This is a genomic window from Streptomyces sp. NPDC089424, from assembly GCF_044749345.1.
Taxonomy (GTDB): Bacteria; Actinomycetota; Actinomycetes; order Streptomycetales; family Streptomycetaceae; genus Streptomyces.
The window spans coordinates 33,512-44,857 of the sequence record NZ_JBIVHU010000001.1; the positions used below are offsets into that span (position 1 = coordinate 33,512).

An 11,346-nucleotide genomic window follows, 5' to 3' on the forward strand; every position below is an offset into this window, starting at 1 on the left:
TCATCGCCGGTCCGTGCGTTTTTCAGTGGTTAAGATCCGCTGCTGTGACAGCAAGTCAGAACGTCGCGCCCGTCGAGGGCGTGGCTGACGTGGTCGTTCTCGGTGCCGGTCCGGCGGGGCTGGTGCTCGCGAACCTGCTCCATGGGAGCGGGGTCGACTGCGTCGTCCTGGAGCGCGCCGGCCGAGCGCACGTACAGACCCGGGCGCGTGCGGGCTTCCTCGCCGCGAACACCGTACGGATCCTGGACCGGCACGGTCTGGCCGAGGGACTGCGCCGGCGCGGCCGGGAGCACGGAGCCTGCGAGTTCCGTACCGACGACGGCCGCTTCTGCCTGGAGTACGGCAGCCTCGGCCGCGGGGAGCCGCACACCGTCTACCCGCAGCAGGAGTTGGTCACCGATCTGCTGACGCGGTACGTGAACGCCGGCGGCCGGATCCGGTTCGAGGCGGAGGCGGTGGCCGTCCTCGGCGCGGACACCTCCCGGCCCGCCGTCACGGTGCGCGAGCCGGACGGCCGTACCGTGCGGTGGCAGGCCCGGTACGTCGCCGGCTGCGACGGCAGGCGGGGCGCGGCGCGCGCCTCGCTCCCGCCCGGCGCGGTCCGCCACCACCGCCTCGACCACGGGGTGTCCTGGCTCGGCCTGCTCGTCGAGGCGCCGCCGAGTCTCGACGCCGTCGGCTACGCGGTGCACCCGCGTGGATTCGCCGGGCACATGGCACGCACCCGCGACATCACGCGCTACTACCTCCAGTGCGAGCGCGACAGCCCCGCCGACGCCTGGTCGCAGGAGAGGATCTGGGAGGAGCTGGAGCTGCGGATGCGCGCCGCGCGGTACGGGCCGCTGCACCGGGGCCCGATCGTGCAGCGCGGCGTCGTCGATCTGGACTCCGACGTGCTCGAACCCCTGCGTCACGGTGCGCTCCTCCTCGCGGGCGACGCCGCGAGCGTGATCAGCCCGTCCGCCGCCAAGGGCGCGAACCTCGCGGTGCTGGAGGCCGAGATGCTCGCCGACGCCCTGGCCGACGACCTCGTGCGGGGCGACGGCGAGGGGCTCGACCGCTATTCGGCGCGCTGTCTGACGCACATCTGGCGTGCGCAGGACTTCTCGCGGTGGATGATCCAGCTGCTGCACGAGCCGTCCGGGCCGGACGGCGACTCGTCGTTCCACCACTCGCTGCGGCGCTCCCGCATCGAGGCGCTGCGCACCTCGCGCAGCCAGCAGGACTGGTTCGCCGAGAACTACGTCGGCGTCTGAGACCCCTGAAACCCGCACACCGGCACGACGGCGCCCCGCGCACCGAGGTCCTGCGCACCGAAGTCCTGCGGACCGAAAACCCCGCGCACTTAAAGCCCCGGAGCACCTGAGTCCTGCGCACGAAAGCCCCGAGCACCGAAAGCCCCGAGCACCGAAAGCCCTCAGCACCGAGCCCTGCACACCGAAAGCCTTCAGCACCGAGGTCCTGCGCGCCGAAGTCCTCCTTACCGAAAACGCCGTGCACTGATAGCCCCGAGCGCCGAAAGCCTTCAGCACCAGAGTCCTGCGCGCCGAAAGCCCCGAGCACCGAAAGCCCTAAGCACCGAAAGCCCTAAGCACCGAGTCCCTGCGTACCCAAGCCCTGAGCACCGAGGTTTCGCGCCGAAGGCCTGCGCACCGAGAAGCCCCGCCTACCGAAAGCCCCGTGTACCGGAGTCCCGCGTTCCGGGACTCCGTGTGACGAAATCCCTTGCCGGCGCGTCCCCTTGCGCCGCGCGCAACCCCCGTACCGAAATGAGGATGCCCTCGTGACCATGACGACGATGCCGGGCGACGAGGACCGCCTGAGGGCCACGGCCGACTTCGTCAGGGAGCAGGACACCACCACGTTGTTCCCGCTGCTGCTGCCCTGCCTGGACGGCCCCGAACTGCGGGCGCTCGCCGACCGTTGCCGCTTCGCGCACGCCGCGCTGCTCGTCTTCCCGCCGGACGGCCGGGCGCTGCGCGCCGCGCTGGCCGACTGCGGGCTGGACGCGGAAGCCGCCGACCTGCCGAGCGTCGTCGTACGGGAGCGCCTGGCCCTGCGCCACGGGCTGGCGGCGACGGAACTCGACGTGCGGATCCTGCGTCCCGCGGTGGTGGGTCCGGACGGGGCGCGGCGTGCGGTCGAGGTGTTCGCACTGACCGTGCCGCCGGGCTCCGGGCTGGCGCCGATCGCCGCGCACGAACGGGCCCGGCAGCACGAGGCACACCTCGCCTTCGAGGTCGAGTGCCCGGATCCGCTGGTGCTGCGCGGACTGTGCGCGATCCTCGCCCGGCACGGCGCGGTCCCCGACGGCGGGGGATACAACCCGCACGAGGAAGGCACGGTCTTCTACTTCACCGCACCGCCCGGCTCGAAGGCCGGATACCACCGGGTGGAGCTCTACGCGCACGGCGACCACCAGGACGTGCTGACCACGCACCTGGACGAACAGCGCACCCGGCAGCCTGCTGAATCGCTCCTGCGCCTGCTGACCGGGGCGTGGACCACCCAGGCCCTGGCCGCGTTCGCGCGGTTGCGGATCGCCGACGCCATGGACACGCACACCGGGACCGCTGTCGAACCCCTGGCACGGACGGTCGGCGCCGACCCGCGGAACCTGGCCACGCTGCTGCGGTACCTGGTGATGCTGGACGTCGTGGCCGAGGAGGGCCGCGGCTACCGGCTCACCGAACGCGGCGCGCTGCTGCGCGAGGACGTGCAGGGCTCGATGCGACCGCTGGCGCTGATGTACGGCGGTCCCTTCTACGAGTCCTTCGCCGATCTCCCGCACACGGTGCGCACCGGACAGGTCGCCTTCGAGCACCGTTTCGGCGAGAACCACTTCGACCACTTCGCCCGCCACCCCGAACTCGCCGACCTCTTCGACCGGTCCATGGCGGCGAGCTCCCGCATGTTCGCGCCCCTGCCGAGCCACCCCGTCCTCACGGCCGCGAGCCAGGCGGCCGAGCCGGCGGTCGTCGTCGACGTGGCGGGCGGTACCGGGGAACTCCTCGGCCGCGTCCTCACCGCGCATCCGCGGCTGCGCGGTGTCCTGCTGGAGCGCCCGCACGTCGTCGAGGCCGCCCGCCGCTTTCTGGACGCCGCCGGCTGCGGCGATCGCTGCGCCTACCGGACGGGCGACTTCGCCGACGTACCGCCGGGCGGCGACGTCTACGTCCTCTCCCGGGTGCTGCACGACTGGGACGACGAGCGGTGCGCCGAGATCCTCGGCCACTGCGCCCGCGCGATGCCCATCCACGCCGACCTGCTGATCGTCGAGCGCGTGCTGCCCACCGACGGCTCGGTCTCGCTGGCCACCGCCTGGGACCTCCATATGATGTGCAACGTCGGCGGCCGGGAACGCACCACCGCGCACTACGCCCACCTGCTCGACGGCGCGGGACTGACCCTCGTGGACCGCTCACCGCTCCCGCTGGACGGCAGCGTGCTGCACGCCCGCAGGTCCCCGGCGCCCTGAGCGCCGCCCGCGCGGCCCGTTCACGCCGTGGCCTCGGTCGGGAGCACCACGCAGACCTCGTAACCGCCGTCGCTCGTCGGACCCGAGGTCATGGTGCCGCCGAGCAGCTCGGTGCGCTGGCGCAGACCGATCAGGCCGTGGTGTGCGCCGGGGAGAGGCAGCGCCGGACGGGTCGGCGCGGTGTTGGTGACGCGGACGCGCACGCGGCCGTCGGTGTGGGACAGGTCGATCCGCGCGGTGGCGCCGGGGGCGTGCTTACGGGTGTTGGTCAGGGCCTCCTGGACCGTGCGGTAGACCGCGCGCTGCACGGTGGGCGGGAGATCCTCGGACAGGTCGGTCTTCAGCTCGGTCTCGATCCCGCAGTTGTCCGCCAGCTTCTGCAGGTCGGTGAGGGCGGGCTGCGGTGTCAGTTCCGTGGGGCGGCCGCCGGAGGCGCGCAGGACGGTGACCATGTGGCGCAGCTCGTCGAGCGTCTGCGCGCTCAGCCGCCTGATCGTCGCGGCGGCCTCCTTGACCTCGGGGTCGGCCGTGCCGACCTGGAGCGCTCCGGCACGTACGGCGATCAGACTGACCTGGTGGGAGACGACGTCGTGCATCTCCCGCGCGAGCTGCGCGCGTTCCTTGGCGAGGACCGCCTGTGCGGTCAGCAACTGCTGGTGGTCGCGTGCCTGCGAGATCTCGGTCAGCTTCAGCGACAGGTCGCGGCGCGTCAGCACCAGTTGCCCGAGGAACACGGCGGCGGCGGCCGTCGCGGCGGTGTAGCCGAGTCTGATCAGCGTCGAGGGGTCGGTCAGATCGAGCTCCACCGACGGCAGGAGCGTCGAGTCGCTGAAGGTGTAGACGAGAGCGCACGCGACGAGCAGCGTCCGGTTGCGACTGAGGGAGGCGAGCGTGTACAGCGCGACCAGGCACGCGAAGAGCGCGTCGGACAGCAGCACCGCCGGCAGGGTGAGGACGAAGGTGAGCAGCGGTCGCCGTCGGCGCAGCACCAGGACGACGGCGCCGGCCAGGCCGCAGGCCGTCCGCCACAGCTCCTCGGCGTCCCAGTGCACCCAGACGTCGAGGAGGGCCAGGCCCACCACCAGGCCGTCCAGGAGCAGCGGGGACACGCGGCGGGTCACGGCGAACCCCTGGTGAGGAGGCCCGCGCGCTGGGCGAAGAGGGCGGCCTGCACCCGGCCGCTGACCTCCAGCTTGGTGAGGATCGCGCTCACGTGATCCTTGACCGTGCCGGTGCTCAGGTGCAGCCGGGTCGCGATGTCCGCGTTCGACAGGCCCTCGGCGACGAGCACCAGCACGTCGCGCTCACGGTCGGACAGCCGCCTGAGGACGTCCGGCGGGTGTTCCTGCGCACCGGCGCTCAGATAGCCCTCCACCACCGTCCGCGTCACCTTGGCCGACAGCACCGTGCCGCCGCTCGCCAGGCTGCGCACCGCGAGCGGCAGCTCCTCGGGATCGGTGTCCTTGAGCAGGAAGCCGGCGGCGCCCGAGCGCAGCGCCGTCTCCACGTACTCGTCCATGTCGAACGTGGTCAGCATGGCCACCACGGGAGGCTCCGGCAGCCGACGAAGATCACCGAGGACGGTGAGCCCGTCCACGTCGGGCATCCGGATGTCCAGCAGGACCACGTCGGGGCGCGTCTCGCGCGCCGTCCGCAGCGCCTGTCCGCCCGACACCGCGCCGACGACCTCGATACCGTCGGCTGCGTCGAGGATGTGCTCGAAGCCCGTGCGGATCAGGGCTTCGTCGTCGACCACCAGTACCCGGATCACGTGTGCTCCAGCCGGTTTCGGACCACTGTCCGATTCGTATCACGGCGGGGGCGGCTCCGCCGCCGGGAGCCGCCCGCCGGCGGACCGCCGGAGCACTGCGGTCACGGCTGTACGAGAAGGGGTGCGAAGAGTCCGGCCGCCCCGGTGTCGGCCGCCTGCCGGCGTTGCCCTGGGATCGCCATGGTCCCGGGCCGGACGGTCCAGCAGCCGTCGTGGAGCGTCAGCGTGATCGCCGCGGGGGGCGGGGTGCCGAGGTGCCAGAAGGCGCGGTCGGGCGCGGACAGGCCGTGCACCAGGGCGGCCCGGACGACGGCGGCCTCGGTGACGGCGAGTACGCGTCCGATGTCCGTGGGCAGGGAGTCCAGCCATGCCGCGGTCCGGCGGCAGAGCGCGGCGACCGACTCGCCTCCGTGCGGTGCCGCCCCGGGGTCGGTCAGCCACGCCGAGAAGCCGTGGGGGTCCTCGGCGGCGACGTCCTCGCGCGGGCGGCCGTCCCAGCTGCCGCGGTCCAGGTCACGCAGGGCGCTCTCGGGTGCGGCGGCGATCGCGAGGGCCTCCGCGGCCCGCGCACAGCGGGCGGAGGGCGCCCGCAGGGCCAGTGCGTACGGCGGAAGGACGACCTCGGTCGCGGTGCCCGCGCCGCCGTCCCCGAAGAACAGTTCGTCGCCGGCATCCGTGCCGGTGGCACTCAGCATCGTCACTCGCAGAGTCACCCCGCCACCTCCTTCTCCGCCGCGGACGCGCCCGTCGCAGCTTCGATCACCACACTTCAGCAACCGAGCCGCCACATCCATCCGGCAGACGGCCGGAACGCCCCCGCCGACCGGCGGATCCCCACCCGCCGGTCGGCGGACCACCGTCCCGCGCGGGCCACGAACGGCGACGGGTGGTGCCTGGTGCTGCCGACGCCGGTGACGCCCGTCAGCCGACGAGTTCCCTGGGCGGCTGGGGCTGCGGCACCGGTGCCGGGGCCTTCGGCTTCGGCTTCGGCTTGAAGAGGAAGCGGTCGATCGGGGGACGGGTCAGGGGACGGGCCAGGCGTCGCATCAGGGGGCTGCCGAGGAAGACGGCCAGGGCGACCGCGCCGAGGAACATGGCGGCTTGTTCGGAGCGGGTGTCGACGCGGTCGGCGTAGCCCAGGACCAGGAAGGGGCGGATGAACAAGGGGTGGAGCAGGTAGATGGTGAAGCCTGCGGCGCCCATCGACGTGATGTAGGGGATGCGGCGGTTGGGGGTGACACGGAGCAGGCACAGCACCAGGGCTGCCGACGCCACCAGGATGAAGAACCGGGGGAACCAGGCGAGCTCGATGGGCAGGGGCACGTCGTCGTAGAGCACCGCGGAATGGGGCCAGGGCCGCCAGACGAGGAAGGCACCGCCGAGACCAAGGATCAGTCCGGCCCAGGCGAGGGGCAGGGTGCGGCGCGAGGTGAACCACGAGGCGAACAGGGTGCCTTGACCGAGGCGCCAGCCCAGGTAGAACAGCGGCAGGTACATCAGGGTCCGGGCCCCCGCGTAGTTGTCGCCGATCTCGCCGAAGTAGCCGGCCACGAGGGCGAGCGCCGTGGTGCAGAGCAGCGGAAAGCGCAGCTGGGTGATGAGGGGCAGCAGGAGCCGCCACCACAGCAGGGCCATCAGGAACCACAGGGTCCAGGGCCATCGGCTCAGATGGAAGGTGAACTCCATGCCGAGCAGGACCTTCTCCGTGGAGAGCAGGATCCAGCACAGTGTGGCGGGGACGAGGATCCGTCCGACGAGGCCGCGCGCGTAGCGCGACTCCAGTGGGCCCCCGTGACTGAACACTCCCGCGAGGATGACGAACGCCGGGACGCGCAGCGGCCACATGGTGACGTTGAAGGTCTGGAGCATGCCACCGTCCGGCACGGCCGGGCCGGTGGTGTGCAGCACCACGATCAACGTCGCCGACAGCGCCCGTACGTTGTCCCAGCGCGGGACTCTGTCCGTCACCGAGGCAGCCTGAAGCCGCTCGTTCGATGGCAGTGCCATAACTGCTCGAAGCCTCCGACACGAATCCGATGTGTGCCCAACACAGGAGCGCCACCGATCGACCGGAGGCGGAAACGTCGCGCCGTGGGGCCAGGCGAGCATAGGTGATCAGTGTGGTAATCGTAAAACTTAGTTGCGTTTTTTGTGCCTACAGGTGCCGCCGGTCGGGCTCATTAGGCGACCGTAAGTGAATAGAGAAATTCAACGAGAGAAACTTGCGGCAAACTTTCACCGTGAAGAGCGCCAGTACGGGGAGCGTGACGAAGACCGGATTCACCCAGGCCGGCACCAGGTCGTAGCCCGCGTGGCACCTGTCGTGCAGCGGGAACCAGCGCGTGTACTCCTCGAAGTTCGCCCTGCGATACGCCCGGTCGTAGGTCTCGCCCACCCGGTGGCATGCCTCCTCCGGGTCGCGGACGGCTCCAGAAGAACAGTCCGATCAGGAGGGGCAGGAGGATCGGAATAGCAATGCCGGCCATGGGACAACCCTGCAAGTTCTCGTAGGACGTCCCGGCAGCACGCTCGCGCGTTTGCTCAGAGCCAGTCCTTGCGTTTGAAGATGAAGTACAGACTGGTGCACACGATCGCCATCAGGGCGATGGCGAAGGGGTAGCCGAACCCCCAGTGCAGCTCGGGCATGTGGGAGAAGTTCATGCCGTAGATGGTTCCGACGAGGGTCGGGGCGAACAGGATCGCCGCCCAGGAGGAGATCTTCTTGATCTCCTCGTTCTGCTCGAATCCCGCCTCCGCCAGGGTGCGCATCTCCGCGTTCTGCTGCTGGGTCACCAGGGTGGCGTTCACCGTCAGGATGTCGGTCAGTGCCTGGCGGAAACCGTCCACGCGTTCGCTGATGTGGGTGACGTGGTCGGCGACGTCGCGGAGATAGCGCTGGAGTTCCTCGTCCGTACCGTACTTGGCGAAGCCCGCCATCAGGCCGTGCAGCATGCCGACCAGGGGACGGGTGGCGCGCTGGAACTCGACCATCTCGCGCGAGAGTTCGTAGATGCGCCGCGAGACCTCCGGGTCGCCGCGGAACACCTCCGTCTCGATCTCGTCGATGTCGGTCTGGACGCCCTCCACGACCGGTGCGTAGCCGTCGACCACCGCGTCGAGGATGGCGTACAGGACCGCCTCCGGGCCCAGCCTCAGCAGTTCCGGCGTCTCCTCCATGCGCCGGCGGACGGCGGAGAGGTCGGGGGCCGCGCCATGGCGGACCGTGATCAGGAAGTCGGGGCCGACGAACACGTGCAGCTCGCCGAAGTCGACCTCCTCCGGCGCGTCGAGGTAGCGGGCCGCCCGCAGCACGACGAACAGGGTCTCGCCGTAACGTTCCAGTTTCGGCCGCTGGTGCGCCTCCATCGCGTCCTCGATGGACAGCGGGTGCAGGTCGAACTCCTCGGCGAGGGAGTGGAGTTCACGCTCGGTGGGGCGGGCCAGGCCGATCCAGGCCATGCCGGCCGGCTTCTCGTTCAGCTCGCGGTAGGTGTCGGCGAGGGTCGCGGGGGAGGAGACCCGGACGCCGTCCTCGTACAGCGCGGCCTCGACCACGCTGCCCGTCTCGGCCGGCTGCGCGGGAGGCGTACCGTCCGCGGGCGGCGGGCCGGCCGGTGGCCGCGGCGGCGGGGTGCGGCGCCGGCCGGACCTCTTCGACCCGTTCCTCCAGGCGATGGGGCACCTCCCCGCTCGGTCCACGGCTGATCGTTCGCAAGGATATAGGGGGCAAACGGCATCGGGCGGGGTGGCGAAGGAGAACGCGGTCCCCCGAGGGAAACGCGGACCGGCAACGCGGGCCGGGAAAGCGGGCCGGAACTGTCCGCAAGCCCCGCTAGCGTGCGGAGCATGACCCAGACGACGGCAGTGCTCGGCACCCGCGCCCTGAACCGCGCCACCCTCGACCGCCAGCTGCTCCTGCGCCGCGCGCCGCTGTCCGCGAAGGCGGCGGTGGAGCACCTCGTCGGACTCCAGGCCCAGGAGGTCAAGCCGCCCTACTACGCGCTCGCCGCCCGCCTCGACGGCTTCCGTCCCGAGCAGCTCTCGGCGCTCCTGGCCGACCGCGCGGCGGTCCGGACGGTCACCCTGCGCTCCACCATCCACCTGCACACCGCCGACGACTCCCTCACCCTGCGCCCGCTGGTGCAGCCCACCCGCGACCGGGAGCTCAGGATCTTCCGCAAGGGCCTCACCGGCGTCGACCTGGAGCGGCTGGCCGGGATCGCCCGGGAGCTGGTCGAGGCCGAGCCGCGCACCATGCGCCAGCTGCGCGAGGCGCTGTCCTGCGAGTGGCCCGACGCCGACCCGCAGGCCCTGGCCGTCGCCGCCCGCTGCACGCTCCCGCTGGTCCAGATCACCCCGCGCGGGCTGTGGGGCAGGAGCGCACAGGTCCGCCTCACGACCGCCGAGCACTGGCTGGGCCGCCCGGGTGAGCCGGCCGCCACCGCGGACAGCGCCGTGCTGCGCTATCTCGGCGCCTTCGGGCCCGCCTCCGTGAAGGACATGCAGACCTGGTCGGGCCTGACCCGGATGCGCCCGGTGTTCGAACGGCTCCGCCCCCGGCTGATCACCTTCCGGGACGAGGCCGGCACCGAACTCTTCGACCTTCCCGACGCCCCTCGTCCCGACCCGGAGACCGAGGCCCCGCCGCGCTTCCTGCCCGAGTTCGACAACCTGCTGCTCTCGCACGCGGACCGCGCCCGCGTGGTGCCGCCCGCGCACCACGGCCGCACCTGGCAGGTGAACACGTTCCACTGCCCGCTCCTGGTCGACGGCTTCCTGGCGGGCGTCTGGCGGCTGCTCGACGACGCCCTGGTCGTCGAGCCGTTCCGCACCCTCACCCGCACGGAGCGCGACCAGGTGACCGAGGAGGGCGCGCGCGTGCTCCGGGTCCTGCACGAGGGGGCGTCGTACGACGTCCGCTTCGGAACCGTCCTGCCGTGACCGGGCCCGAAGCGGGGAGGGCGCCCGTCGCGGCGCATGGAGAGGGGGGGGGGGGGGGGGGGGGGGGGGGGGGGCGGGCCGCCCCCCCCCCCCCCCCCCCCTGGTCTACTGGCCTGAGGCGCCCTCAGGAATTGTCACCCGTTACGAGTTGACCTGCGCGCCGACCAGGCTGGAGAAGGTGGTCAGCCGGGTGTAGACGCCGGGGTACCCGGCCTGCGCGCAGCCCTCGCCCCAGGAGGTGATCCCCGCGAGGACGCCCCCGATGAGCAGCGGTCCGCCGCTGTCGCCCTGGCAGGTGTCGACGCCGCCGGAGGCGTAGCCGGCGCACACCATGTCGCTCGCCACGAAGTCGGAGCCGTAGGAGGTGCGGCATCCGGCGTCGGACACGGTCGGGACGGTCGCGGTCCGCAGCTGGTTGGAGGAGCTGCCGCTCTGGGAGGTGGTGCCCCAGCCGACGACGCGGGCGGTGGTGCCGGCGGCGTACACCGAGGTCTGCGAGGAGGAGACGTACTTCGCGGTGGTGTACGGCATCGACGTCGACAGCGTCAGGACGGCCACGTCGTCGCCGTCGGTGACGTCCGAGTAGCTGGGGTGGATCCAGATTTTGCTGACCCGGCTCACGGTGCCGTTGGTGCCGTTGAGGTACGTGCGGCCGCCGACCACGCGGACGCTGCCCGTGGTCTCGCCGACCATGCAGTGGGCGGCGGTCACGACCTTCGTCGGCGAGACCAGGGTGCCGCCGCAGAACTGGTTCTGCGAGGCGTCGGTGATCTGCATCATGAACGGGTACGCGGTCGTCGTGGTGGTCGTCCCGCCGACGATGGGCTGCGGGGCGGCGACGGCGGCGGGGGAGGCGAGCAGCGCGGTCGCGGCGGCGGCAGCGGTCGCGGCGACGAGCGCCGCGGTCCTTCTCGCACGGGTGAGCCCGAACATGAGTCTCCTCAAGGGGTTGCCGGTGGGGGGTCGCGCGGGTGGGGGGTGGAGCACGAGGGACTCGGGTCCGACCCCCGTGTGCCCGGCGAGCGGCACACGCCCAAGCTAGGGCGGGGCACACGTCCGTCCCAATGAGGGAACCCCCTAGGGGGGTTGGGGCAGGGAAAACCCTCGGTACGGGGTGCCTCGACCGGCGCCGCCGGGGCGTGGGGCCCGTCCTCTG

At 71.8% G+C, this 11,346-nt stretch carries 10 protein-coding genes; 3 read left to right on the forward strand and 7 right to left on the reverse strand.

Features of this window, described 5'->3' with window-relative positions:
- The first annotated feature begins 89 nt into the window (after positions 1-89).
- Both ACIP2X_RS00130 and ACIP2X_RS00135 read left to right on the forward strand, forming a co-directional pair.
- The gene (locus tag ACIP2X_RS00130) at positions 90-1,256 is read left to right on the forward strand and encodes a 4-hydroxybenzoate 3-monooxygenase (protein ID WP_401668745.1); all 1,167 of its coding nucleotides are present in this window, start codon (positions 90-92) and stop codon (positions 1,254-1,256) included.
- A gap of 533 nt (positions 1,257-1,789) precedes the next feature.
- Complete coding sequence (locus ACIP2X_RS00135; protein ID WP_401668747.1) at positions 1,790-3,478, forward strand: methyltransferase; 1,689 nt, start codon at positions 1,790-1,792, stop codon at positions 3,476-3,478.
- Positions 3,479-3,498: 20 nt separating this feature from the next.
- On the opposite strand, the gene ACIP2X_RS00140 is transcribed toward ACIP2X_RS00135, so the two are convergent.
- The 6 genes from ACIP2X_RS00140 to ACIP2X_RS00165 form a co-directional block, all read right to left on the reverse strand.
- Positions 3,499-4,599, reverse strand: a complete 1,101-nt coding sequence (locus ACIP2X_RS00140) for a sensor histidine kinase (protein WP_401665328.1) — start codon at positions 4,597-4,599, stop codon at positions 3,499-3,501.
- Entirely contained in the window at positions 4,596-5,249 is a 654-nt protein-coding gene (locus ACIP2X_RS00145) for a response regulator (RefSeq protein WP_401665330.1), read from the reverse strand. The genes ACIP2X_RS00140 and ACIP2X_RS00145 overlap by 4 nt, the downstream gene beginning before the upstream one ends.
- A gap of 101 nt (positions 5,250-5,350) precedes the next feature.
- Entirely contained in the window at positions 5,351-5,962 is a 612-nt protein-coding gene (locus ACIP2X_RS00150) for a histidine phosphatase family protein (protein ID WP_401665333.1), read from the reverse strand.
- A gap of 208 nt (positions 5,963-6,170) precedes the next feature.
- The gene (locus tag ACIP2X_RS00155) at positions 6,171-7,217 is read right to left on the reverse strand and encodes an acyltransferase family protein (protein ID WP_401665336.1); all 1,047 of its coding nucleotides are present in this window, start codon (positions 7,215-7,217) and stop codon (positions 6,171-6,173) included.
- Between the two features lie 187 nt (positions 7,218-7,404).
- Complete coding sequence (locus tag ACIP2X_RS00160) at positions 7,405-7,644, reverse strand: hypothetical protein (RefSeq protein WP_401665338.1); 240 nt, start codon at positions 7,642-7,644, stop codon at positions 7,405-7,407.
- A gap of 146 nt (positions 7,645-7,790) precedes the next feature.
- Positions 7,791-8,924 (reverse strand): magnesium and cobalt transport protein CorA, encoded by a 1,134-nt coding sequence (locus ACIP2X_RS00165; protein WP_401668750.1) that lies wholly within the window; start codon positions 8,922-8,924, stop codon positions 7,791-7,793.
- A 171-nt stretch (positions 8,925-9,095) separates the two neighbouring features.
- Here ACIP2X_RS00165 and ACIP2X_RS00170 point away from each other — a divergent pair, with 171 nt between their 5' ends.
- Complete coding sequence (locus ACIP2X_RS00170) at positions 9,096-10,190, forward strand: winged helix DNA-binding domain-containing protein (RefSeq protein WP_401665340.1); 1,095 nt, start codon at positions 9,096-9,098, stop codon at positions 10,188-10,190.
- A 141-nt stretch (positions 10,191-10,331) separates the two neighbouring features.
- Here the strand turns inward: ACIP2X_RS00170 and ACIP2X_RS00175 are convergent, their stop codons facing one another.
- A complete protein-coding gene (locus ACIP2X_RS00175) occupies positions 10,332-11,123 on the reverse strand; it encodes a S1 family peptidase (protein WP_401665343.1) in 792 nt (263 codons plus the stop codon).
- Positions 11,124-11,346: the final 223 nt, after the last annotated feature.